Source organism: Alkalimarinus alittae, assembly GCF_026016465.1.
Classification (GTDB): Bacteria; Pseudomonadota; Gammaproteobacteria; order Pseudomonadales; family Oleiphilaceae; genus Alkalimarinus; species Alkalimarinus alittae.
This window is the reverse complement of sequence record NZ_CP100390.1, coordinates 133916-159444: the sequence shown is the minus strand read 5'-3', so window position 1 is coordinate 159444 and position 25529 is coordinate 133916. Positions and strand designations below refer to the sequence as shown.

The 25529-nt window shown below is 45.0% G+C and carries 24 protein-coding genes; 15 read left to right on the top strand and 9 right to left on the bottom strand.

The features are described 5' to 3' along the window. Positions 1–38: 38 nt before the first annotated feature. Entirely contained in the window at positions 39–668 is a 630-nt protein-coding gene (locus NKI27_RS00705; protein ID WP_265047782.1) for a LysE/ArgO family amino acid transporter, read from the bottom strand. A gap of 106 nt (positions 669–774) precedes the next feature. On the opposite strand from NKI27_RS00705, the gene NKI27_RS00700 reads away from it, so the two are divergent. Together NKI27_RS00700 and NKI27_RS00695 are read left to right on the top strand one after the other, a co-directional pair. Continuing rightward, a complete protein-coding gene (locus NKI27_RS00700; protein ID WP_265047781.1) occupies positions 775–1668 on the top strand; it encodes a LysR family transcriptional regulator ArgP in 894 nt (297 codons plus the stop codon). A gap of 77 nt (positions 1669–1745) precedes the next feature. After that, entirely contained in the window at positions 1746–2366 is a 621-nt protein-coding gene (locus NKI27_RS00695; protein WP_265047780.1) for an FKBP-type peptidyl-prolyl cis-trans isomerase, read from the top strand. A gap of 382 nt (positions 2367–2748) precedes the next feature. Here the strand turns inward: NKI27_RS00695 and ybaK are convergent, their stop codons facing one another. Further along, positions 2749–3216 (bottom strand): Cys-tRNA(Pro) deacylase, encoded by a 468-nt coding sequence (gene ybaK / locus NKI27_RS00690; RefSeq protein ID WP_265047779.1) that lies wholly within the window; start codon positions 3214–3216, stop codon positions 2749–2751. Positions 3217–3354: 138 nt separating this feature from the next. Here ybaK and NKI27_RS00685 point away from each other — a divergent pair, with 138 nt between their 5' ends. Continuing rightward, entirely contained in the window at positions 3355–3921 is a 567-nt protein-coding gene (locus NKI27_RS00685) for a bacteriohemerythrin (RefSeq protein ID WP_265047778.1), read from the top strand. A gap of 72 nt (positions 3922–3993) precedes the next feature. After that, positions 3994–4245, top strand: coding sequence for a DUF2970 domain-containing protein (locus NKI27_RS00680; RefSeq protein WP_265047777.1), 252 nt, complete (start codon positions 3994–3996; stop codon positions 4243–4245). A gap of 81 nt (positions 4246–4326) precedes the next feature. On the opposite strand, the gene NKI27_RS00675 is transcribed toward NKI27_RS00680, so the two are convergent. Then, entirely contained in the window at positions 4327–6771 is a 2445-nt protein-coding gene (locus NKI27_RS00675) for an arylsulfatase (RefSeq protein WP_265047776.1), read from the bottom strand. A gap of 166 nt (positions 6772–6937) precedes the next feature. Continuing rightward, positions 6938–8002, bottom strand: coding sequence for an AraC family transcriptional regulator (locus NKI27_RS00670; protein WP_265047775.1), 1065 nt, complete (start codon positions 8000–8002; stop codon positions 6938–6940). Between the two features lie 417 nt (positions 8003–8419). Between NKI27_RS00670 and NKI27_RS00665 the strand changes: the two genes are divergently transcribed. Together NKI27_RS00665 and NKI27_RS00660 are read left to right on the top strand one after the other, a co-directional pair. Beyond that, entirely contained in the window at positions 8420–9958 is a 1539-nt protein-coding gene (locus NKI27_RS00665) for a helix-turn-helix transcriptional regulator (RefSeq protein ID WP_265047774.1), read from the top strand. 123 nt (positions 9959–10081) lie between these two features. Beyond that, positions 10082–11749 carry an electron transfer flavoprotein-ubiquinone oxidoreductase gene (locus NKI27_RS00660; RefSeq protein ID WP_265047773.1) on the top strand — a complete coding sequence of 556 codons (1668 nt, stop codon included), beginning with the start codon at positions 10082–10084 and terminating at the stop codon, positions 11747–11749. A gap of 342 nt (positions 11750–12091) precedes the next feature. Here the strand turns inward: NKI27_RS00660 and NKI27_RS00655 are convergent, their stop codons facing one another. Continuing rightward, positions 12092–13027 carry an MBL fold metallo-hydrolase gene (locus tag NKI27_RS00655; RefSeq protein WP_265047772.1) on the bottom strand — a complete coding sequence of 312 codons (936 nt, stop codon included), beginning with the start codon at positions 13025–13027 and terminating at the stop codon, positions 12092–12094. Positions 13028–13243: 216 nt separating this feature from the next. Between NKI27_RS00655 and NKI27_RS00650 the strand changes: the two genes are divergently transcribed. From NKI27_RS00650 to NKI27_RS00625, 6 genes are read left to right on the top strand one after another with little or no spacing between them, the layout of a single operon-like run. Next, a complete protein-coding gene (locus NKI27_RS00650; RefSeq protein WP_265047771.1) occupies positions 13244–16042 on the top strand; it encodes a monovalent cation/H+ antiporter subunit A in 2799 nt (932 codons plus the stop codon). Then, a complete protein-coding gene (locus tag NKI27_RS00645) occupies positions 16042–16407 on the top strand; it encodes a Na+/H+ antiporter subunit C (RefSeq protein ID WP_265047770.1) in 366 nt (121 codons plus the stop codon). The genes NKI27_RS00650 and NKI27_RS00645 overlap by 1 nt, the downstream gene beginning before the upstream one ends. Then, entirely contained in the window at positions 16407–17915 is a 1509-nt protein-coding gene (locus NKI27_RS00640) for a monovalent cation/H+ antiporter subunit D (RefSeq protein ID WP_265047769.1), read from the top strand. Before NKI27_RS00645 ends, NKI27_RS00640 begins: the two co-directional genes overlap by 1 nt. Beyond that, positions 17915–18418, top strand: a complete 504-nt coding sequence (locus tag NKI27_RS00635) for a Na+/H+ antiporter subunit E (RefSeq protein WP_265047768.1) — start codon at positions 17915–17917, stop codon at positions 18416–18418. Before NKI27_RS00640 ends, NKI27_RS00635 begins: the two co-directional genes overlap by 1 nt. Beyond that, on the top strand, positions 18412–18681 hold the full coding sequence (locus NKI27_RS00630) for a K+/H+ antiporter subunit F (protein ID WP_265047767.1): 270 nt from the start codon (positions 18412–18414) through the stop codon (positions 18679–18681). The genes NKI27_RS00635 and NKI27_RS00630 overlap by 7 nt, the downstream gene beginning before the upstream one ends. A gap of 44 nt (positions 18682–18725) precedes the next feature. Beyond that, complete coding sequence (locus NKI27_RS00625) at positions 18726–19082, top strand: Na+/H+ antiporter subunit G (protein WP_265047766.1); 357 nt, start codon at positions 18726–18728, stop codon at positions 19080–19082. 72 nt (positions 19083–19154) lie between these two features. Here NKI27_RS00625 and NKI27_RS00620 read toward each other — a convergent pair whose 3' ends face one another. Continuing rightward, positions 19155–19568: a type 2 periplasmic-binding domain-containing protein gene (locus NKI27_RS00620; protein ID WP_265049450.1), complete on the bottom strand. Its 414-nt coding sequence runs from the start codon at positions 19566–19568 to the stop codon at positions 19155–19157. A gap of 23 nt (positions 19569–19591) precedes the next feature. Beyond that, the gene (locus NKI27_RS00615; protein WP_265047765.1) at positions 19592–20743 is read right to left on the bottom strand and encodes an OprO/OprP family phosphate-selective porin; all 1152 of its coding nucleotides are present in this window, start codon (positions 20741–20743) and stop codon (positions 19592–19594) included. A gap of 175 nt (positions 20744–20918) precedes the next feature. On the opposite strand from NKI27_RS00615, the gene NKI27_RS00610 reads away from it, so the two are divergent. After that, positions 20919–22538: a methyl-accepting chemotaxis protein gene (locus NKI27_RS00610; protein ID WP_265047764.1), complete on the top strand. Its 1620-nt coding sequence runs from the start codon at positions 20919–20921 to the stop codon at positions 22536–22538. 74 nt (positions 22539–22612) lie between these two features. Here NKI27_RS00610 and NKI27_RS00605 read toward each other — a convergent pair whose 3' ends face one another. Next, a complete protein-coding gene (locus NKI27_RS00605) occupies positions 22613–22831 on the bottom strand; it encodes a hypothetical protein (RefSeq protein ID WP_265047763.1) in 219 nt (72 codons plus the stop codon). A 308-nt stretch (positions 22832–23139) separates the two neighbouring features. Continuing rightward, positions 23140–23832: a 2OG-Fe(II) oxygenase family protein gene (locus NKI27_RS00600; protein WP_265047762.1), complete on the bottom strand. Its 693-nt coding sequence runs from the start codon at positions 23830–23832 to the stop codon at positions 23140–23142. A gap of 558 nt (positions 23833–24390) precedes the next feature. Between NKI27_RS00600 and NKI27_RS00595 the strand changes: the two genes are divergently transcribed. Both NKI27_RS00595 and NKI27_RS00590 read left to right on the top strand, forming a co-directional pair. Further along, on the top strand, positions 24391–24621 hold the full coding sequence (locus tag NKI27_RS00595; RefSeq protein WP_265047761.1) for a hypothetical protein: 231 nt from the start codon (positions 24391–24393) through the stop codon (positions 24619–24621). A 35-nt stretch (positions 24622–24656) separates the two neighbouring features. After that, positions 24657–25439: a spermidine synthase gene (locus NKI27_RS00590; RefSeq protein ID WP_265047760.1), complete on the top strand. Its 783-nt coding sequence runs from the start codon at positions 24657–24659 to the stop codon at positions 25437–25439. Positions 25440–25529 lie beyond the last annotated feature (90 nt).

Sequence of the window (25529 nt, the reverse complement as noted above, 5' to 3'; positions counted from 1 at the left end):
TTCGCATTATCTCTCACAACCTCCCCTTATTCATAGCCTCAGGCTACAAACTCATACGCCAGCATAAATAGCGATACCGCTATAGACCACATCATTAGGCAAATAACACTGTCCAACACTCTCCAGGTCATCGGTTTTTTGAACAATGGCGCTAGTTTTTTTGCCCCCCAACTTAGCGAGAAAAACCATACAAATGAGGCTAAGGCGGCGCCTCCTGCAAACCACCAACGCTGAGGTATCGGGTACTGCCCTCCAATACTGCCAATCAGTACGACTGTATCCAAATAAACATGAGGGTTAAGCAGAGAGATGGCTACAGTAGCCAACAGAGCTGACGATCTTGAGTTAAAAGAACTCGCTTCAGCGTTTAATGGTTTTGGATAAATAGCCGACTTCAGGGCCCTATAGCCATACACCGTCAAAAACACTCCTCCAAACAGCGCCGCAGCCAACATTAGATTAGGCGTATTCGTTATCAACGCGCCCATGCCGGCAATACCGGCAAAAATAAGCAGCGTATCCAGCGAGGCACAGGTGATGGCGATCAAGCCATTATACTGATGCCGTAACCCATGAGATAACACAAACGCATTCTGCGCACCGATAGCTATAATGAGGCTGCCGCTTGTCACAAAGCCTTTTACCAAGGGTAATAAGAGTTCTTGCATTAATATGGCCTTTTAAAAAAGTACGTTTTTACTTGATGAATTGAAGTCTATCCCCCACCCTATAATAAGTTAAATTAATTAATCTACTTCTACATAAGTTTTGCTAATGAGTATTGAGATCCCACAATTAGAAGCGGTCGCACAGATCATCGACGCCCAGAGTTTTGAAAAGGCCGCAGAACGCCTTTGCATTACTCAGTCAGCCATATCACAACGCCTGCGACAGTTAGAAACACAACTAGGGCAAAGACTCATCATCCGCTCAAGCCCTCCCACACTGACCAGTGCGGGCGTTAAAATACTGAAGTACTACCGACAAGTCAGCCACCTACAAGAAGACCTGCTGAGTAATCTCGCGGGCAACAGCGATGACGGTATAGCGTCAATTGCGATAGGCTCAAATGCAGATAGCTTGGCCACCTGGCTGCTGGACGCGTTAACGCCCCTCTTAAAAAATGGTAAGACCTTTGTTGAAATACATGTAGACGACCAAGACCGAACCCATGACTTATTGCGAGATGGCACCGTCGTAGGCTGTATTAGTGCCAGTTCGGCACCGATACAAGGGTGCAACTGTATTCCTTTGGGGATAATGACCTATCGCTGTCTGGTTTCGCCTGATTATAAAGCACGCTACTTTCCTTCTGGCATTAATAAAGCGTCAATTTTGGCGGCACCTTGTGTTGAATTTAGTCATAGCGACGACTTACAACGGCAATACCTTACCCAATACTTTGGCGGAGGATACCCTCAAATCAGACATCGAGTCCCCTCCACAGAGTCGTTTCTGGAGTTTATAACCAGGGGCTTTGGCTGGGGAATGGTGCCTGATGTTCAAAGCCAAAAGCATTTAAACGAGAAACGTGTTATCGAATTAGTCGAGGGTAATACGTTGGATATACCGCTCTATTGGCATATATGGAACCTTCGAACAACACTCAGCCGCACACTCACAGACTCACTTCGTGACGAAGCTGCAAAAGTGCTAAGCCCTATATAAAAGGGCTGACTCCAAATCATCAACGTAACATGATAAACTGCCCTCGCATTTTTAATTTTAAACTTTAAGTGAGAAATATGTCTGATAAATACACTACCGTTGAAGAACGCGTAAGCTACGGCATCGGCCGTCAAATGGGCGATCAATTAGCTAGCAATCCATTTGAAGGTTTACACATCGATTCCGTACTAAACGGTCTTGCGGATGCGTTAAATGGTCAGGCGAGCCCTGTTCCACAAGAGCTAATGGAAGCAGCCTTCCAAGAAATCAGCGCTAAGATGCAAGCTCAACAAGCTGAGCAAGCAAAAGCACTATCAGCAGAAGGTGAAAAATTCCTTGCTGAAAATGCTAAGCGTGATGAAGTAACTGTCACTGAATCTGGCTTACAGTACGAAGTGCTAACTGCTGCTGAAGGCGAGAAGCCAAGCCAAGCATCAACCGTGCGTACTCATTACCACGGTACGTTAATTAACGGTGAAGTATTTGATAGTTCATACGATCGCGGTCAACCTGCTGAATTCCCAGTGGGCGGCGTAATTGCAGGTTGGACTGAAGCACTTCAAATGATGAGTGTGGGTTCAAAATGGCGTTTATACGTGCCATATAACTTGGCATACGGCGAGCAAGGTGCTGGTGGCGCAATTGGGCCATACTCTACATTGATTTTTGATGTTGAGTTATTAGCGATTGTTGGTTAATAGCTAACACGCTTCACGTCAAAGTGGCGCACCTACAAATGCTCAAAAGCATACGAGAGCTCATGTAGGAGCACCACTTTGGCGCGAAAAAGAGTCGCGGTTTTTAAATCGTCCATCTCCCCGATACACCCTGTTACACTCCCTTTCAATTGCTCACGCACCCTTACTCTTTTGTCGTAGAACATTCGCCGTTCTTCTCTTATCCTTTAATTGTGGATTTGAGTAGTATCCCCCTTATAAGCGGCGGGTTAAGTTGTACCGCCGCTGTTTTTTTCTGGGAATTCAAGTCCAACCCTTTTTTAACGTTTCATGCCTTTCTGTTATTTTCTGGCGACGCCTCATAGAGCTGTCGCCTTTTTTATGCCTGCGATTTAATGACGCATCATTTTGCCAGTGAAGCAAAAGAAGCCTGTAGCATCATCGCTAAATCATTAGGGGATAACTCTATCTCAAGCCCTCTACGCCCTGCACTAACAAATATAGTATCGAAATCCAGCGCCTGTTGATCAATCACCGTCTTTAGTAACTTCTTTTGCCCCAGCGGGCTCACCCCCCCCAATACATAGCCAGACGATCGTTCAACCGCTTTAGGCTCGGCCATTTTAGCCTTTTTAGCTTTGACCGCAGAGGCCATTGCTTTGAGGTTTAACTGATGCGAGACAGGAATAACAGATACCGCCAAAACACCTGAATCTAACGCCACCACCAATGTCTTAAACACTTGAGACGCCGATATATTAAGCTTTTGAGCCGCTTCCTCACCATACGATGCCGCATTTGAATCATGCTCATATTGGTGTACTTTAAAAGGTAGTTTAGCTTTTTCTACGCTGTTGATTGCTGGCGTCATGTCGTGTCTCTTACTAGATTCAGGTCAAATAAAGACCGTTAAATTGATCTAAACCAATTCTAATATCAGATTTCGAACTAAGATAGTAATTATCTACTTTTGCGTCTAACACCCGGCTCGCTCTATACGGAGACAACAATGAATAAAAAGCTCAAAGCTTTTGCACTAGCATTTTTACTTTTAACACTGGTAACCGGTATTCTCCTAGGCTTTACCTTAGGGCTTACTCACCCACTTCCTTGGATTTTGATCGTTGCATTAGCCCTCGTTATTGTCCTTAACAAAAAAGCGACGGATAGCCAGTTTGTTACGTGGAAAGATGAGTACAGCGTAGGTATTGAATCCATCGATAATGACCATAAGAACCTATTAAAGCTCATCAACCAACTACAAACTTCATCGCTTTATTATACTGGCGAGAACTTCGATAAAGATGCGTTAAGTGAGCTTATCGATTACACCAAATTTCACTTCGCCCGCGAAGAGAAAATGATGGAAGAGCATGGCTACCCAGACTTTGAAGCTCACCGCCAACAGCATCGAAAAATGACAGATTCAGTCGTCAGAAAAGTACTAGAATATGAAGCCGATAGCGAAAAAACAGTCGAAGATCTTTTAGAGTATCTCAAGAGCTGGTTGATCAATCACATTAATGGTACCGACAAAAAATACAGCTCATTTTTACGTGAGAAAGGCGTTAAGTAGTTAAAACATAAGCCTCTGTCTATACTGTATCAAGTCATTAATCACTTGATACAGTATAGCCTCCGGGGCCTTATGATGAATAATCCTGATAACACTCCCTCCCCAAACACGTCAGACACCACTCAACCCAAGACGAAGCTCACCTTTTGGCAAACCCTTTCTAGCGTTTTATATGCTTTGATTGGTGTTCAAGGACGAAACAATGCCCAGTCAAGCCTCGAAGAAGGCCATATCGGGATGTTTATTTTTGTCGGATTATTAGTGGTGGGCTGTTTTATTTTTATTGTTTCATTAGTCGCTTATTTGGCTGTTTCGAGTGGCTAGCTTTGCTCACTCAAGAACAGAGCAAGCGTTGACTTACCTAGGGCGAACCTAGGCAAGTCGATAAAACTATCTCTGCTGAATTTACTCCGTGTACTTAACATGCACCTCAGCGATATCACCGTTAAACTTGAATGGAGCATGATCGTAATAGTCGATTGATACGGGCGAGCCCAAGTCAGTGCCGATATCCAGACAGTCATTAGCCGTAAAGAGCAGCGGCGCGCTGGTGGGTACTCGGCCCTTTGCAACCTCCTTGCCATTCACCTTCATTACGATATCTAACGGTCCTGCTGGCTTCTTCTCGGCATATTTGGTCACAATTTCGATCTTCACCTTGCCTGTGGGCAGCTTTCCCTTCGCCTTGATCTGTGTACGTTCGATTTCAAACAAGTTGTACTCGTAGCTGAGCACTCCGTCCTGCACATAGGTGGACAGACCACCGCCGAACGAGCCAAGCGCATAGAGCACACCGTTTGCATTTTCGGGAATAACCGCGTCGATAGTAACGATGTTTTCTGTATTACCCAATGCTGGCGCAGTAAACTCCGGCATGCGGGTGATGTTTCCGGCAAAAGTCCACTCCGTATAAGGCGCGGTGACTTTAAGATCAGGTCGCACCAAAGTAAGCAATCCTCCGCCTACTGGGAACCCCTTGTTCTCGGCAAACTCCTTGATGAAAAGCTGTTTCATCTGCGCTAGCTTTTCGGGCATTTTTTCCGAGAGGTCGTTGGACTGTGTCCAGTCTTCATCGATATTGTAGAGTTCCCACTTGTCCTGATCGGGTGTCCAGGCAATATTTCCTTTCGCATCAAAGAACCCCTTTGGCAGACCTGGCGTCCAAGGTGTACGTGGGCCAAATGCGCCAGCAAACCAACCGTTGTGATAAATTCCCCGGCTTCCCATAATTTCAAAATACTGAGTGTGTCGAACTTCTTCGGCCTTGGCATCATTGAACGTGCTGGCAAAGCTGACGCCATCCATAGGATCCTGCGGGATACCGTTAACTTCCTGCGGTAATGATATGTCTATAAGGTCATAAATGGTGGGGACTAAATCGACGACATGCAAGAACTGCTTACGCGGGGTGGTGTCGTGTTTGATCTTCGCAGGCCAACGGATTGCCATTGGGTTTCGCGTGCCGCCGAAGTGTGCGGCGACGAGTTTTGTGGACTGGTAAGGCGTACTACCCGCCCAAGCCCAACCGGCATGATACTGGTTGTCCGTCTTAGCGGTTCCAAGTACTTCAAGACCGCCGAGTTCGTCTAGCGCCTTGATGTGTTGTTCAACAGTACTTGGAATACCGTTCTGTGCGAGCAATTCACTGATAGTACCGTTTTGGCCTTCAGCCGATGAACCGTTATCACCCCATATGTAAACGATCAAGGTGTTATCACCATAACCAAGTCGGTCGACTTCATCCACCAAACGACCGATTTGTGCATCAGTATGCTCAGCAAACCCTGCAGCTACCTCCATCAATCGTCGCTGGAAAGGTTTTTCCGACTCCGGAATGCTGTCCCAAGAAGCCAGCGACTCCGGACGTGGTGTAAGTTGTGCATTCTGTGGAATCCAGCCCATTTTCTTGGCACGAGCAAACGTGCGCTCACGATACTTATCCCAACCATTATCAAACTTACCTTTGTACTTGTCAGCCCACTCATTGGCGACCTGTTGCGGCCCGTGAATAGCACCAGAGGCCCAATACATCAAGAATGGTTTATCTGGAGAGAAGGCCCTATGCTCGTTTAGCCACTTAATAGCATCGTCGGCGAGATCCTCACTGAGGTGGTAAGGCTTTCCGTCTTTAGGCTTATTGGGGTGCACTATCGTGGTGTTGCGAACGAGATTTGGTTCGTATTGCGATGCCTCTCCTGCAAGAAATCCATAAAAGTATTCGAAGCCGTAACCAGTAGGCCAGTAGTCAAACGGGCCTGCGGCCGTAGTCTGATCAGCAGGCGTATTGTGCCACTTGCCCCACGCACCGGTGTGATAGCCATAGTCCTTCAGCACTTCAGCGATCATAGCACTGCTCTTGGGCTGAATACCGGAGTAGCCATCCCAGTCATTAGCCAGTTCAGCGATCTGTCCGGCACCAACGCGGTGATGATTCCGCCCCGTTAGCAGTGCGGCGCGCGTTGGCGAGCACATAGCAGTGGTATGAAAGCGGTTGTAGGTGACGCCTTCATTCGCAAATTGGTCTAGCGTCGGCGTGTGAACTTCTCCACCGAAGGTAGACGGCAATCCTGGACCTGCATCATCAACAAGAATGATAAGGATATTGGGCGCATCCTCTGGCAGGTGGCTCTTAGCCGGAAGCGGGCTGTAAACCGAGTCCTGCATTGTGAGGCCAGCTGTACTACCTGACTTCTTAGGTGCAAAGGGCAGAACTTCCTGCGCAAATGCCGTCTGCGAAATTGCTACCATTAGTGACAGCGCCAGCATGACGGGTGCACTAACGAAAAGCGACGCAGTAGATGGTTGAAAATTACAGCCGCCACCTCGTTTATTGTTTCTAAATATTTTCATGGACTATCCTTTGCGAATGAATTTTTAGAGGCAGCCGGTTCACGTCATAATCTCCAGCGTAAATGCCAACCGGTATTATTATAGAAAGGCAGTCGCGTTGCTGCCTTGCATATTCGGTCATATTCTCATGCAAGGGTTTTCGTTTAAGAAAAATATTCGGTGTAGATTAGTCCACATGATTTCTCTGTTGTGCGCGCCACTCTGTCGGGCATATGCCCTCCCAATTATGGAAGGCCCGTGAAAAGACATTAGGATCGTCGTAGTGCAACGACAGAGCAATAGCGGTTACCGACAACTCGGTATTATGCAATAATTTCTTAGCGATCTCGGACCGCGAGTTATTGATGAGTTGTCGTAGGTTCTTTCCCTCCTTTGACAGCTTTCGACGCAGCGTCCGCTCCTGGATTGCTAAGAGCTGAGTGATCGCTGCAGTCGATGCATTACCGCTCAAAATCAACTGAGGAAGAATGCATTCCGTCTTATCAGCAAGCGTCATTGGTGCTAAGTTTGCTTCTCGCTGAAATGCTCGGACTATGCTCTCGTAACGAGTGGCATTGGCCCCTTGAACCGTTTTTTCGAGCCAATGCTCTGGAAAAACGATGCCGCAAACATCAGCATCGAAGCTTACTCCTGACTGAAAAAATCGGCGATAAGGTGCAATATCACGTGGCCGTCGACACGAAAAGGTCACCTTCGATACCTTGCATCCAGGGCCATAAAGCTCTGCGAGCATGCGGTAAGCAATAGCGATGGAGACCTCCTCAATCTGGTCAGTCGCCGGTGTGCTATGGCTGAATATCGAGTATCCGAGTAAAACCTCATCCGGCCAAGGTGTAAGCAATAGAGGTGCTGCAGCCCGATCTTCTAAATGAAAGAACTGCACAAGGCTTCGCATTGCCCCCCCCAGTGTTGGCGCGTTACGCAACAAGTCACCGAGCATACCAAACCCGCTCAGATCAAAGCGACCAGCAACCAACAGGCCAAAATGCTCACAGCCAGTTTGCGCAACACACTCGGCAAGCAAATGTCCAAGCACATCTATTTGGGCTCGGTTTTCCGCATCATCGAACAGACTTAGATCCAACCCGACTTGTGCAAATACTTGCTCTGGATTGCAGCCCTGTTCAGCTAGAACATCAGGCAAAGCCTGAATCGCACCGATTCGTACATCCCCACGCGCATTAACCGTCGCAGAGCAGGCTGCTTTTCTGTTTAATTTGCGATGACTCAATCTTTGCCCCCGACTTTACCTTTTAACAATACAGCGGCCGAGCGGCTAACTGCGATCGAACGAGCAGCCAAGATAACGCTTAACCGAACCTGCAAGATTACAAAGTAACAGTGCCGATATATTAAGACCCAAATACCGCGTCTCTCAGCAATGGGGTCAGCCTTTCCACGTTCGCTATTGCGAGCGTTATAAAAAATTATTATTGTAAAAGTATATCGCTGTTTGAATTGGAGAAACATAAAAAATGCTGCGTTGCTTTATGTTATTATTTCGCTTGCAGCTTATCTGGCTGTTCCAAGTGGATAATCCTTTAAGAAAACAATCAATCTCTCTTCTGGTATAAAAATTTCATTTTATCTTCCAGCCCGTTTAAGGTAGCGTTGTTCTCTCAAGGATAGAGCAAACACCGATAACGATATGCTATTAAAAACGCGTTTTTACTTACCTCCATTGCGAGAGCAATCGGTACTCCGTAACACCCTAATAGATAAGCTCAACCAATCTACCGGCGGACAATTGGTTCTAATCTCCGCGCCTGCAGGGTACGGAAAGTCGACATTAGTGAGCCAATGGCTGCACCATACGCCTCACACATTTGCCTGGCTTACGCTCGATAAAACCCATAACTCTCCCTTACAGTTTTGGCGTTATATTCTAAATGCTCTACAAGGTATTCAACCTACTGTAGGCGTAGAAGCTAAGGCTATGATTGAAAGCAACCGTAGCCAAAGTTTATCTGATGTGGTTATTTCTTTGCTTAATGATCTCGACCAATTAAGCAGTCATAGCGACTCGACACAGGCAGTATCACTTGTTCTCGACGATTTCCATCTTCTTGAGAACAAACAACTCATTAGCCTGATATCCCTGTTTTTAGACCACCTTCCGTCCGGTATTCGTCTAGTCATTACCTCTAGGGAAGAGCCATCACTGTCGCTTGCCAGACGTAGAGCCAATAACCAACTGGTTGAATTCAACATCAAAGATTTAGCCTTCAATTATGATGAATCCAGCGACTTTTTTACCCATTCAATGGCACTCAAACTTGCACCCGACACTATCTCGTCTTTACATAAGGGCACAGAAGGCTGGATTGCGGGGCTGCAATTAGCCGCGTTATCTATTCAAGGCAGCCACAGCGATCTCGACAAAAACAGAGCTGAAGCACTGATTAAGCACTCTAGTCTAGACCGTCATATAGAAGACTACTTATTCGAAGAGGTGTTCTCTCAACAAGCTGAAAATGTTCAGTTGTTTTTAATGCTGACATCGGCTCCAAGCCGTTTTTGTGCAGGCCTCGCAAACGCACTCACTTCAAACCACAACAGCCAGAGTCTATTACTCACACTAGAACAGGCTAATCTGTTCTTGGTGCCGCTCGATAATCACCGCACCTGGTATCGCTATCACGATCTTTTCAGGCAATTCCTTTTGCAACGATTGAAACAACTCCCTTTAACCAAACAAGCTGACTGTCACCGCAGTGCAGGAGACTGGTTCGAACAGTTTGGCTACATTGAAGAGGCGATAGAACAGCACATTATCAATGAGAATTGGGAAAAGTCGGTGTGCCTCATTAATGAGGTGTTGGCCAATATCGAAGGCTTACCTGACGCTAGCCAGCTAACCCGCTGGACGAGCCTTCTTCCTGGTGCGCTATCAGCGCCCATTACAGCACGGCTAAAATCAGCTAGCCAAGAGCTAGCTATTGAAATAGAACACCAAGCCAGTACACCAGTGAATGAAGTACTGATTCAGGGGGCAACACCCTTAACTCAACGAGAAAGCGAGGTGCTTTCGCTGGTGACGCAGGGCCTATCCAATAAACTCATTGCCGAAAAGCTCCACATATCCCTCAACACACTTAAAGTCCATATTCGCAATTTGTACGGAAAAATAGGTGTTGAAAGCCGTACTCAGGCACTCGTTAAAATCAATCAGCACAGCAGCGAATAGTAATTTCACCCCTCAGTTCACCCCCACGGGTGATGTTCCCTCTGCCTATACCTCGTAGACTGGCTATACCGCTTTGGTTAAGCGGCTAATAACAACAATTATCAGCCACTGAGGAAATACATTATGTCTACGCAGCATACGATTAGAGAACACATGGAGTACGATGTTGTTATCGTCGGGGCCGGTCCCTCTGGGCTTTCTGCCGCTTGCCGGATCAAACAACTCAGTCAGCAACACAATAAAGACTTCAGCGTTTGCGTGGTCGAGAAAGGGTCTGAGGTAGGCGCACATATACTGTCTGGTGCTTTAATGCAGCCTACCGCACTCGATGAACTTTTCCCAGACTGGAAAGCGCGCGGTGCGCCACTAGAGGTACCGGTTACGCGTGATGAGGTCTATTATTTTAATAGCTCAAGCCGCGCGATTCGCTTTCCGTCACTTCTAGCCGAACGCGTTATTCACAATGAAGGCAATTATGTAATTAGTTTGGGTAATTTTTGCCGTTGGCTAGCTAAACAAGCTGAAGAGCTTGGCGTTGATATCTATCCCGGATTCTCAGCGAGCGAAGTGCTCTATGATGACAGTAACCGAGTGATGGGTATTGCTACAGGTGACATGGGACGCGATCAGCAAGGCAACAAAAAAACCCATTTTCAACCCGGTATTGAGCTTCGCGCCAAGTACACGTTATTCTGCGAAGGTTGCAGAGGCAGTTTAGGCAAACAACTTATCTCTAAATATAACTTAGACCGTGATTCAGGCACGCAGCATTATGCGTTAGGCATAAAAGAGCTTTGGCAAATAGACCCCGACCTTCATCAACCAGGCAAAACACTTCACAGTTTTGGTTGGCCTTTATCAGAGAATGGCGCGACAGGCGGTGCATTTCTTTATCATGCGGATAATAACCAAGTTAGCCTTGGCCTCATTACCGACCTAAACTATGCAAACCCACACCTAAGCCCGTTTGATGAATTACAACGTTGGAAACACCACCCTCAGATAGCTCAGTACCTAAAAGGCGCAAAGCGCATCAGCTACGGTGCTCGCGCCATTAATAAAGGCGGCCTTCAAGCACTGCCGAAGCTTAGTTTCCCAGGAGGTTTATTGTCGGGCTGTGAAGCCGGCTTTATGAATTACCCTAAGATTAAGGGGTCTCATACCGCCATGAAAACCGGCATGGTAGCGGCAGAAACGATTTATGAAGCGCTGAACACAAACAGCGTAGGCCAACAAGACCTCAGCCACTACGAACACGCCATTAAAAACGCCTGGGTATACGACGAGTTACATCAATCACGCAATGTTGCCCCCGCAATGCATCGATTTGGAATGCTACTTGGCTCGGCTTTTTCGTTTATTGATTACGGGGTGTTTAAAGGCACGCTACCCTTCACGCTACAAGACCCACAAGAAGACCATCAATCGTTAAAGCAGGCGTCAGAATGCTCGACGATACGCTACCCAAAGCCCGATAGTATCATTAGCTTCGATAAACTCAGCTCGGTGTTCCTGTCGAATACTAACCACGAGGAAGATCAGCCCTGCCACTTAGTGCTTAAAGATCAACAAAAGCCGATGACTTATAACCTTCCTCTCTACGACGAGCCCGCACAACGATATTGCCCTGCAGGTGTATATGAAGTAGTAGACGGTGATGATGGGCCGTTATTTCAAATCAACGCGCAAAACTGCCTACACTGCAAAACCTGCGACATTAAAGATCCAACACAAAATATTGAGTGGGTTACACCAGAAGGCAGCGGGGGCCCCAATTATCCAAACATGTAGATCATCCGTAAAAGGGCATATCCATCAAGAAGGCGTTTAACGTTGTTGGCGGAGTAGACCGTGTTGAGTGAAAAGAGCGGGCGGCGTAAGTAGGTTGTGTAGGAGGCTAAGTATTCTACGTGATACTCCAATAAGAAGGTGTCACACACACGTCAGATGCATACTAAGCAATCATCCCACACAGATAAAGACTCGGCCATTAAGGCTAACGGAATCTTTCGTTCCAAGCTCAATACTGAGCGATCCTTATTAGCCGAGTCACATCTCAAATATGGGTCAGAGTCACCTAAAAATCAAGATTATCTAAAGTACAAATTGTCATAACAACGCTGATTAACATACTCAATGCTTATGAGATGAGTGCTTCACTTTTTGTTTTGCATCTTGCGTTAAACTGCTATGCACAATGCTAATCCAAACTTTCTCGTTCAAGAAGCCGTTGCCCCATGCTTTCCACTGCTCACTCAGGCCTTTATTTTGAATCGCTTCCACGGTCATTGAATTTTCCATCATCGTTTCAACTTCATTGGTCGTGCCGATTAACATATCTTTAAATGCGATCAATTCTTTCTTATTTGAAATAGCACCGTGACCAGGGACGACAATCGTGTTGTCATCAATTTTGCTGAGCATCCCTTCGATATTCTTAGCAACCCCACGTACACTGCCGTTTGAGCCCACATCCACAAAGGGGAACATGCCGTTAAAATAATGATCGCCCATATGCACGATATTCGCATTCTCAAAAAAGATGATGCTGTCACCATCGGTGTGGCCATTTGGTAAATGCAGTGCTTTTATGGTGTCGTCATTAAAGCGCAGTGTTAGAGAGCGATCAAAGGTGATACTAGGCAGTGCATGCGCCTCGTATGGCTCAGACACCATGTTAAACAATTTTACTTCCTGACGACTGTTTAGACGGGTATAGACGTTATCATGTGCCACAATTTCAGCCTGATGACCCAACACTTGATTCCCTTGAGTGTGGTCGCCGTGCCAATGCGTATTGAGCACATACTTCAGACCGCCCTCATAGTTTGCCAAGGTTTTTTCGAGTGCAGGTGTCATTTCACTGTAATCACTATCTACAATCAACAGGCCATCTTTACCTTCAGACAGCAAAATATTGCCGCCCTTCCCTTGCAGAAAATGAAAACCCGACTTGATATCTGTAACACTAAATATCTTTTTATCTGAATGGTGCTCTTCTGCATAGCTAACGTTGATAGAAAAGCAGAGGGTTGCGGCAACAACGGGGGCAAATAATTTATTCATCATCCTTTCACTTCCTTGAGTTTTTAGTGGCCTTAATGAGAATAACAAACTACGCCCATAAGATCGATTAGTGCATATTAATTAAGGGATTTCCGGCCTGCGATTGCTTTAATAATGCGGTTCGTATCCGTATTGTTTTCTTTACTCCTTTCCTTTTTATTAGTATAAATCAGTCTATTATTAGTCTTAATCGCATTTAACCCGGAGTCATCCCCTCTTATGAACCTGCTATGGGTCGTACTATTACCGCTTATTGGCACATTAGTCCCCCTGTTAACAGAGCGTTTCGGCCGCAGTTTCTGTGCTTTATCCGTTGCAATATTACCTGCTTGGTCCCTTGCTCTGGTATTAATGTACGCAGGAGACATATTTGATGGTCAAGATCTTCGTCAGTCCATTGAATGGATTCCCTCAATGGGGTTGGACCTTTCTTTCCGGTTAGATGGGCTATCGCTGCTTTTCTTGCTATTGATTCTTGGCATCGGGCTATTAGTGATTTTATATGCTCGTTACTACCTTTCTTCAAATGATTCGATGGGGCGGTTCTATGCCTATCTAATTTTATTCATGACCTCGATGGTCGGTATTGTCATATCGAATAACTTGATTCAGTTGTGGATGTTCTGGGAGCTAACCAGCATAAGTTCGTTTTTGCTCATTAGTTTCTGGTCTCATAAATCAGAAGCGCGAAAAGGCGCGAGAATGGCGCTTACCGTCACCGGCGCAGGCGGCCTTGCCCTGCTCGCAGGCCTGTTATTAATCGGCAACATAGTCGATAGTTATGACCTTGATACAGTATTAGCCAATGGCGACCTGATTCGTTCACACGCCATCTATCCCGTCGCATTAATACTGGTGCTATTAGGCGCCTTTACAAAATCTGCACAATTCCCATTTCACTTCTGGTTGCCACACGCCATGGCGGCACCAACACCAGTAAGTGCTTACTTACACTCCGCCACAATGGTAAAGGCAGGCATTTTCTTAATGGCTCGCTTTTACCCCGTATTAGCCGGTACCGATCTGTGGTTTATGATTGTGAGTCTCACGGGGCTTACCACGTTACTATTGGGGGCCTATATCGCCCTCTTTAAGCACGATCTTAAAGGCCTTTTAGCGTACTCAACCATTAGTCACCTAGGGTTAATTACCCTGCTATTAGGCCTAAACTCTGACCTTGGTGCAGTGGCTGCCATATTCCATATTATTAACCATGCGACATTTAAAGCGTCACTCTTTATGGCTGCGGGTATTATTGACCATGAATCAGGCTCACGAGATATGCGTAAACTCAATGGTCTGTGGAAATATATGCCCTACACCGCAACGCTGGCGATCGTAGCCGCGCTATCGATGGCGGGTGTGCCATTATTGAATGGCTTTTTGTCGAAAGAGATGTTTTTTGCCGAAACACTTAACCAAAGTATCTTAGGCTCCCTGTCTTGGATCGTGCCATTACTAGCAACGGTCGGCGCTGCATTTTCGGTGGCCTACTCCTTGCGCTTCATTCATGACGTGTTCTTTAACGGAGAGCCGATAGATCTACCCAAAACACCTAAAGAACCGCCTCGATATATGAAGGTTCCGGTCGAGATATTGGTCGCACTTTGTTTACTCGTGGGGATCTTCCCTGCCTACGTAGTGGGTGATTTACTAAGCGTGGCATCTTTTTCAGTACTGACTCATGGCGTACCTATCCATAACTTGGCAATCTGGCATGGGTTTAATGTTCCACTGTTTATGAGTCTTCTAGCAATGGTCGGTGGTGCAACGATTTACTATAACCGCCGTCACCTTTTTCAATTTCAATCACACTTCGATGAACCAGATGCCAAGCACATCTTTGAAGGCGTTATTCAATCTATCGTGAAAGCCACGCAGCGCATTACCACAACCCTAGAAAATGGTTCACTACAGCGATATATCTCGTTTTTACTATTATTCACACTAGTGATGGGTGCACTACCACTACTCGACTTGACCCAAAATTCAGGCTCGCGCCCACAACTACCTGTCGACGGTATGACGCTCACAGGTGCGCTACTGATGATTTTGAGTGCCATAGCGACGGTAATATGGCATCGAAAGCGTTTTCTTGCGCTTATATTTCTATCTGTTGTAGGGTTAATCGTATCGCTCGTGTTTGCTCGGTTCTCAGCACCTGATCTTGCGTTAACGCAACTTTCGGTCGAGATAGTCACCGTTATTCTATTGCTATTGGCACTATACTTTTTACCGCAAAATACCTTAAAAGAATCAAGCCCAAGCCGCCTCAGTCGCGACTTATTGGTTTCAGGGCTTTTGGGCTGTGTGATAGGCACTATTTGCTATGCCATGCTGACAACCCCCCTAGACAGTATTTCAGACTTCTTTATTGCCAATAGTAAAACAGGCGGCGGGGGCACCAATGTCGTTAACGTTATTTTGGTTGATTTCAGAGGGTTCGATACGCTCGGAGAAATCACCGTATTAGGCATCGCGGCATTAGGTATTTTTAAACTCATCGCCAAAATGCGTATATATATTCCCATTAGCGATGACAAAGGTCGCACTTGGAGTAATGATCCGCACCCTATGATGCTTGAGATGGTCTCTCAAAGCCTTTTACCTTTAGCGCTACTGGTTTCGGTTTATATATTCTTACGCGGGCACAACGTACCTGGCGGTGGTTTTATAGCCGGTCTTATTACCTCTGTAGCCATTATTCAGCAATATATTGCCCACGGTGTTAAGTGGATAAAGCCTCGAATTACCACTAATTATCAGTGGATGATTGCAGGCGGTATCTTGATGGCAACATCAACAGGGCTAGGAAGTTGGCTCTTTGATAAGCCATTCCTCAGTACATGGTTTGACCACTTCCATTTACCCTGGATTGGCGAATTCGAACTCGCTAGTGCAATGGTATTCGACTTAGGCGTTTACTTTACTGTCGTCGGCGCCGTAATGCTGATACTCGCCAACCTGGGCAAGTTATCGACCAGCGAACGCTTTGATGAAACAAAGGAGAACGATTAATGGAGGCTGTTTACGCTTTCTGTGTCGGTGCATTAACTACGTGCGGATTTTTTCTAGTATTAAGGGGACGAACATTCACGGTTGTTATGGGTCTAACCCTACTGTCTTATGCCGTTAACTTGTTTCTTTTCGCCAGTGGTCGCCTCACTCTCGATGGCGCCGCAGTACTCGGACAATCAACCGTTTACAGCGATCCACTACCTCAAGCGCTGGTGCTAACGGCGATTGTAATCGGCTTTGCCATGACTGCTTTTGTAGTAATTTTAGCCATGCGTTCTCGTGCAGATCAGGGCAATGACCATGTTGACGGTACGGTTCCTCCTCCCCCTCCTCGGGCGACTGGGTCATACCGGAGGAATAGCTAATGCAGCATTTACCTATTCTTCCCATATTAATACCGATGCTCGCGGGAGTATTAATGTTACTTCCGCCGATAGGCAACTCAATCAACCGCCACCGTTTTTTCTCGGTTTCGGTGATGATTGGACTTGTCATCGCATCCGCTCTGCTATTACTGACTAGCCACCAACAAGGAACACAAATGTACGTTCTAGGTGGCTGGCAACCGCCCTTTGGCATCGTACTAGTCGCTGACAGACTCTCTACTATGATGGTATTACTAACATCAGTACTGAGTTTAGGTGCATTACTTTATGCTTGTGCGGGCGATGATAACGACGGCATGTATTTTCATCCGCTGTTTATGTTTCTGGTAATGGGTGTGAATGGCGCATTTTTAACAGGGGATATATTTAACCTATTCGTTTTCTTTGAAGTGCTACTCATTGCCTCCTATGCACTGCTCATACACGGGGGCGGTAAGCAGAAAACCAAAGCCAACGTTCATTATGTCATTTTAAACCTCGTTGGTTCGAGTATCTTCTTATTTGCACTCGGTATTTTATACGGCACCATCGGTTCGCTAAATATTGCAGATATGGCCGTGAAAGTACGGTTATTGGACGAGCCTGGACAAGCCCTCGTAAAAGCGGGTGGTTTATTATTGTTGGTTGTCTTTGGGCTAAAAGCAGCAATGTTGCCGTTACATTTTTGGCTTCCCCGCACTTACGCCGCGGCTAGCGCTCCCGTGGCTGCACTATTCGCAATTATGACAAAAGTCGGTATTTATAGCATTTTACGGGTACATACCGTTATTTTCGGCGAAGATGCTGGTGCGCTTGCCAGTATAGCAGTGCCATGGTTATGGCCGTTAGCGCTGTTAACGTTAGTAATTGGTGCCATTGGCGTTTTAGCCAGCCCGAGTTTGCGATTAACCGTTGCCAATTTGGTGATTGTCTCGGTAGGCACGCTATTAGTGGCCATTGCCATGCACCGCGAATCAGCGACTTCAGCTGCACTTTATTACATGATACATACCACGCTTGTTACAGGCGCACTGTTTCTGCTTGCTGATCTTGTCAGTAAGCAACGAGGAAAAGCAGAAGATCGCTATGTTATTGCGCGAAAAATGAAACGAGGAAAAATCATTGGTATTGCATTTTTCATTGCCGCATTAATAGTGGTAGGAATGCCACCATTATCAGGCTTTGTGGGTAAAGTGCTAATTTTACAATCTGCTCAGGGGCTAGATGAAATAGCTTGGGTTTGGCCTATTGTTTTACTGGCAGGCCTCGCATCCTTGATAGCAATCTCTCGTGCTGGCACGACTATCTTCTGGCGATATACCGAAGACAGTAATATTGATATCCCCATTGCCCCTCTAAGGGTCATTGCTATAGTGCTACTGCTATCGGCATCACCATTGTTGGTTATATTTGGCGGACCAGTAACAGATTATACTAATATGGCAGCAACACAGCTACACGACACCACTCAGTCAGTTGATGCATTAATTCCAGGAGGGTCAGAATAATGAAAGCTCAACCTCGTTTTCGTTTATTTCCCATGCCGGCCCACTCCATTTTGCTATTTATTATCTGGCTATTGCTTAACAATACGTTGGCACCTGGCCACTTAGTGCTAGCCGCTTTTTTAGCCATTACTATTCCACTACTGACCTCAGGCTTGCAAACCCCTCAACCGAGCTTTCGCAAGCCTTTACTCACCACCCGGTACGCGTTAATGGTCGTCTGGGATATTATTGTCGCTAACTTCGAAGTCGCCTTACTGGTACTTGGGCCTTCAAAGAAGCTGGCACCCGCTTTTATCGCTGTTCCTTTAGATATTCGACACGAGTTCCCCATTACCATTCTTGCCAGCACCGTTTCTTTAACCCCAGGAACTGTCAGCGCCGAAGTATCTGAAGATAAGCAATGGCTTTATGTGCACGTATTACACCTAACCGATAAAGAAGCACTTATCGCACTCATTAAACAACGCTATGAGAAGCCTCTTATGGAGATTTTCGAATGCTAAGCATCGCAGCAACGATTGCTACCACGTTGGTTTGTTTATCGCTCATTCTCAACTTGTGGCGCTTGTTCAAAGGCCCCAGTAGGCCTGACCGTATTTTGGCCCTCGATACCATGTACATTAACAGCATTGCATTGATTATCTTGTTTGGTATTTTTTCAGCCACAACCCTTTATTTTGAGGCGGCACTCTTGATTGCCATGCTAGGGTTTGTGAGTACGGCAGCCATGTGTAAATATATTTTACGCGGCGACCTTATTGAATAATCAGCCGTAAGAAGCCCCACTAAGAAGCGTATTAGGATACTAGAATGGAATTTTGGATTGAGTTAATCGTATCAGTATTTCTTGTGACCGGTGCCGTATTTGTCTTTATTGGCTCACTTGGGTTAGCCAAACTACCTGACTTTTATACCCGTCTTCACGCCCCTACAAAAGCGACAACGCTTGGCATGAGCTGCCTGTTGATTGCGTCTGTCGTATTGGTATCTTTTCGAGGCGGTTATCTGAGCCTTCATGAACTGCTTATTACGCTATTTTTATTGATTACAGCCCCTGTTACGGCTCACATGTTGGCCAAAACAGCCATGCATCACAAATTAGATATCGTTGACAGAACGTCAGATAAAGAGCTTGCAAAAAAAGCGCGGGAGAGGATGGCGCCATAAACAAAAATAGAGATTTACACAGCCCAATAACAACATCTTGTTATTGGGCTGTGTAAAGGCTAAGTTAGATCATTAGAACGTTGCTAACACCTTAACGCCATCGGTAACACTGGCGCTACTAACATATCCAATGCTACCTGGATCTGCCGCTACTGCAGCAACAACATCAGCATCACTTGCTAGCTCGCTAGGTGGCTGGCCTTTTCCGGTAAACACTAATTTTGACCAGTAAGACTTGAGTTGGCTGTCTGATTTACCTAACACCTTATCATTAAACTCATCTCGTGCAGCATTGCCTTCTGGCAAGGTCACGGGAGTCACTTTTTGTCCGCCCGGTAAGCTTTTTGACTTTCCTAAAAAGATTCTGCTTATATCTTTTTCAGAAGCTGTATCAGCTACAGATGGGTGAACGATAACCGCAACTTCAGCCCAGCTTTGTGCCACAAAAAAAGAGGAAAACAGAACAGCAACAATTAACTTAAACATACGAGTATTCATGTTCATCCTCCTTAAAATACAAAGTCTATGCCAGCAGAAATTAGATCCGCATCTGCAGTTTTATCTAGATCGTCGCTATACGTGGTGTAATCGGCTTTTAGTGCTACACCTGAATCTACATCCCACCTAACACCTAGCGAATAAGTTTCACTATCTTCTTCTTGTGCAGAGACAGCTGCTTTTACCAGCCCACTCAGCATGGGGTTAGATATTTTTTTGTAGACATCAGAACTAGGCTCGTTGTCATCTAACCCATAAGTACCATGTATAGTGAGCTGGTTAATTCGGACACCCCCAGAAACATAAAACGACTTTTGATCAGCCAGTGCATTCGGGTCATCAAACTTACCATAAGTATATTCAGCTAGTACAAACCAATCGCCAGGATCATACCCAATATAAGCACCAAAGAAGTTCATGGTCTCATCTTCTACCAAAATCTCAGACAAGTATGAAGCCGGCAAAACAGTTTTTAACGGCTCAAGCCTCGATGCTTCATAACTAAGCTCTGGAACCAACCCATAATTCATACCAAAGTTCAGGTCACTCCAAGTAAAGTCAAAATTAAACAAGTGACTCATAGTGGTCTTAAAATTTGCCGGCTCCTCATCGGTACCCGAAGGGACGTAATCCGAAATTTCTTCACCAACAAACTTATAAGTAAAGTTAAAATCAACATCACCTAACGCAGTATTATATAAAAAGCCTAGACCATTACCTGAGTTAAAGGGTATAGAGTAAACGCCTTGGGGTGGACGTACCCAATGATAGGCATAACCCACATCAACATAATCCGAGTATTTATAAAGGCTAAAACGTTGCCGACCAGCCATCACCATAAAGTTGTCGGTCGCCTGATAACTTATATAGGCCCATTCAAACTCAGGTGAAAATTCATCTGAACCTCGCGCCATAATCTGAGCGGTGGCAGAGAATTTCTCTCCAATAGGTGCGGCTACCTGCAACGCAAATCTGGACTCATTTTCAAACGATAAATCATTATCGTTTCCGTACAGTGTTTCATCACTATCTAACGTTTGTGCTGCAATGACTGAACCAAAACCATTAATCGAAATCTGTTCGACATCATAGGCTAAGGCGGGTAATGCGAGGGTTGCGCCAACAAGCGCTGCACCCTGCATCATTCGGTTTTTAATTGACATTTATATACTCCTGACTGGTAGACTCTGTCGACTTATAAGCAAAGTACCGAAACCCGTTTTTGTCAATTGAAAAAACAAGTGAATTTCAAGCAGATATTGGACGCACAGTCAGATATCAGCTACATTTTTATTAAACCTCTATAATAATGTCATCTTTATAATTTCAGGATTCCACATGAGCTGGTTCAAAAACCTAAAAATCTTTTACAAGATTATGCTAATTCTGGTTGTTTATGTTGTAGCTCTGGGCATCAACACCACCATTGGCGTCAATTCATTACTTTCAACCCAAGAACACTTGGTGAAGCTTGAACAGAAAATATATGACTCAGTTCGTTTAGCCACGGTTAACGATACATTATTAAAACGTGCTGATGAGCTACTGACTCAAGCCGTTAGCTTCTCTGAAGATGATCTTAAACTTCAGGGCATTGAAAGCATTGTACAATTGACTGAGAACCTCGAGCAGTTAAAACAACTCGACACTGAGCGCTTGGCAGAGTTAGAGAATATCGATAGCAATGTTAAAAAGTATCAAGCAATTGCGGTCCCTTTAGTTGAATCAATGCTGAGTGACGAAGCTGACTTTTCAGTATTACAGGGCCAGATAAAAGCTAAAGCAGCGCTATTTGAAACCACTAATAAAGCGCTGACCAATTACCAAAAGATTATTAACGATGAATTTAAAGTTACCATTGGCAAAGCTGTCGCCAGTGGTGAAGACGCGCTGTATAGCAGTAGCGCTATCAGCGCCATATTCTTTGTAGTCTTAGCCCTGTTCATTACCTATATTGCCTCAGCCATCAGTAGCACCGCTAACCAGTTAAGCAGCTCGTTAAAAGAGCTCGCTGAAGGCGAAGGTGAATTAAGTCAGCGCATTCCTGTGAATGGTAGCGATGAACTCGGTTCAACAGCCTCCAATTTCAATAATTTCATGGACAAGCTAAGCCGGATTGTTCAAAACATTATGAATGTTTCTAATCCGCTGGTTGAAACTGCCAACGACCTCGACTCTAACACTCAGTTAGTGAGAGGCGTGACGGACCAACTAGGCATTAAGGCACGTGAAGCCAAAGATGCAATGGATGAAATTACACAGTCTATTGCTGAAATCAGCACCTCTGCCTCAGCAGCCAGTGTGGCGATGCAAGATACAGAAGAAAGAACCAATAAAGGTTTAGAGATTGTCACCACCACTATTTCTAACTCTAAAGATCTAAATTCGCAAATTATTAATGCCGCAGAACTCGTTGAAAGACTGGCTAAAGATACTGAGAACGTAGCCAATATTTTGGATGTTATCTCCAGCATCGCGGAACAAACTAACCTACTGGCTTTAAATGCCGCCATTGAAGCCGCTCGAGCCGGTGAACAAGGCCGAGGGTTCGCAGTAGTCGCAGACGAAGTACGCGCTTTAGCATCAAAAAGTGGTGACGCCACCACCGAGATACGGAACGTACTTAACCGCCTAGAAGATGCTGCAGCCTCTACCGTTAGCGCTATGCAGTCTGCTAAAGGGCAGTCTGAAATGAGTGAAAAGTGTGCAGTCGAAACAGGTGACTATCTACAGCAGATAAAGAACCAAGTAGAGCAAGTTAATGGTATGAACATGACGATTGCCGCGGCGACCGAAGAACAGACCATGGTAGTGGCGAGCGTGAGTGACATCATTACAGCGATGGTTGATTCAGTAGAATCTACGGAAGTCTCATTCGGTGAGCTAGCGGTATTAGCCCATCAACTGCTAGGCGCATCGGACTCACTGAAAGACTCTACTAATCAGTTTAAGTTATAGGTCATTTACAAAAACCCTGCCGGATGTGCAACTATAAGTCCGGCAGGGTTAGATCACTTACTTGAATCGAGCGACTAACGTACTGCCCGATCAGCCATTTCCCAATCACGCATAAAATGCTGTTTCTGATCGATCAATTTTTGATAAACAGAAATAATAACTTCTCTATTTTGACTGGGGGAATGTTGAAGTTGATTAACTCGGTGCTGAAGCTCAACCACTTCATTGACCAAGCGAGTTTTGACATGATTCCGATAAGAATCAAATTGGTGCATATTCGGCGTAATATCCATAACTCATATCCCTTTTGAGTAGTGCAATCTAATTCATTTAGACCTTGGTGCTGCTAGTTTAATATCGACTATTAATTCATATGACGGCTTTCTTCATATGTACTACTAGCTTAATAGCTTGTTGTTATAGTTATATTCACCTGAAGTATAGAGTGTCAATCTAAAAAAAACACTACTATCCGTATTAAAAACACACATTTAACGCATAAATTGATTAATTTATATACGAGTTCTCATTATTTACGCCTTTTATCCACCTAAAAAGAGGTGAACCGTGAGAAGTTACGTTAATTTTTCTGCCGTTTAAATTAACGTTTTGACTGACTAACTCGACAATTAAATGCAATCACGACCCGGTCTTTTTCACCAAAATAGGGCAATGCCGAATGCGTTAAATAAGAAGGAAACACCACGACCTGGCCACTCTTTGGCACAAAGTCCCACACGCCTGTGGCATCAAGATATTGTGTACCGGCATCATGGTATTGATTAGCGCAGTTACGAGGATCATAAAAACGGTTCACCCCACTGCGGCTATTAAGCTCACAATCACCTGCATCGAGATAGTAAATACCACACCATGAGCAGTTGGGGTGAGAATGGGCGTCATGATAACCACCGTTTTCGGTAATATGGCACCAAGACTCCACTATAGTCGCATCAAGCCCCTGCCCTTCTTCTAAACAGCCGCTGTTAACTTGCTCGGCCACAGCCGATACGAGCTCTTCCAGAATTGACCTTAGCTCACTCACGCCTTGCGCATCAGATTCAAGAAAATTAAGTCGACTTTCAAATAGGTTGTTCTTGGCACTCACCGCCACTTGGCTTGCGATTGCGCAGTCAGCAGACGCTCGTACTTGATAGGCATGCGCTAACAAGTCCTCTTTTAGTACCTCATGCTCAGGAAGCTCAACCACAAACATAGAGGTTGCCCAAGCGGCGATGCTTTCTACATTAGGCTCTTGCTGCACATGCAACGCTTGTAAATCAACTGGCTCCATCGCCTTAACACCATTTCTTTATTCATTAAGTTCTGCATTCTACTATGCGATACCGACGACTTCATCAGCTCTAAAGCTTATCTGTCACGAGAAATCGCCTTACCGTAGTATTTCTTTACATTAACACATAAAACACCAACAGACTTCTAAGACCAATACCACTAATCTATCAGTATTGAATTTCAAGAGACAGACTTCAGGCCCTGTCTCTCAGAACCTTTCATTTTCTACCCTTCTTAACCCGGCAAATTGCCGGGTTTTTTTATGCCCTCACGTTCTCAACGTTGACGCATTACCCGTAAAGCAGCACCCAACATATGAACCTTTAAATACATTTTATGGGTATTTGTTACGGAGTATCATTGACATAATATGCCGTAAACATAGAATACAACTGAGTTAAGTATCTTTTAGACGTCGTCTCAACCTAACACTTGGCATTTATAAATGTCATCAGGCAGTGCGCTAAAGCAATGTTTGCGTTAAAGAGAGCACACCTTTCTCGCCCTCCATTAAGTATTGTTCTACCGTAAATTATTTCGTATTAAAGAGTCTTGAATGAGATTAGAAGAAGCCAAAAAGAGTAATAACGAGTCTATATTAGTCGCAGCAGATATTGTGCCTAACTCAGCCAAAAAAGGCGATTGGGTTTTATTAATGAAAGAACGCGATGGAAAAAGTCATTTTCTAGTCACCGATAACGATGAAATTCAAAGCTTTAAAAGCATCGACGATGCCGTAAAAGCACTTCAACACATCGGTTATAGACGAGCAAAGCTATTTTTTTAGCCTTTGTAGTTTTTCCGTTACATGAGTCATAGAAGATGCAGCCATTTATCAAAATAAAAGATATAACTCACCACATACGTTATGGCCGAAACACCTTCAAAACAGAAGATGACTTTGGGGAAATTTTCGTATTTGATCGAAAAGACAAGCGGGTATTAACATTCGGTTCGATTTATGAGCAGAGCTGCATATCCAAAAGTCGCCCTCACATTCTACTGCATCAATATACTCAAGCAATGATCACAGTGTTGCTGTTCAGCCACCCGAAAAAAGCCACCATGCTAGGCTTAGGTGGCGGCGCACTCGTTCACAGCTTGCTTCACACCATCCCTGATTTAGAGCTTAAGGTCGTTGAACTACGATCGGCGGTCATTGACGTTGCTACAAAGTACTTTTTCCTACCACAAGAAAATCGCCTTGAAGTCATTCAGCAAGATGCATATGACTACTTAAACCAAAAAGCCACGGGCAGTACTCAACTTATATTGAGTGATACATACCTTTCTTCAGGTATGGATATAAGGCAAGCATCAAAACTCTTTGTAAAACAATGTCATCGCGTACTTAGTCATAATGGCTGGCTTGTCTGTAACCTTGCAGCAGCAGAGGGTGTCGCGCATACATTTTTGCAAACCATATTAGAGAGTTTTAAAACGGTATATGTGTCTACACTCCCTACAGGAAACATCATTTTATATGCTTGCACTGAAAACTACGATCTTGATAAAAAGGCACTAAAAGCAAAAGCCAGTGCGATGGAAGCAATATTTGAATTTCCGGTAGAGCCCTTTATATCTAGGCTTACCCGGTTTTCTTAGGTACTCTGCCAAATAAACATGGCCATCAAAAAAGGCGCATTTTCTGCGCCATAATCTTGCTGACAATGTTAGCCCGAAGGGAGCTATTTT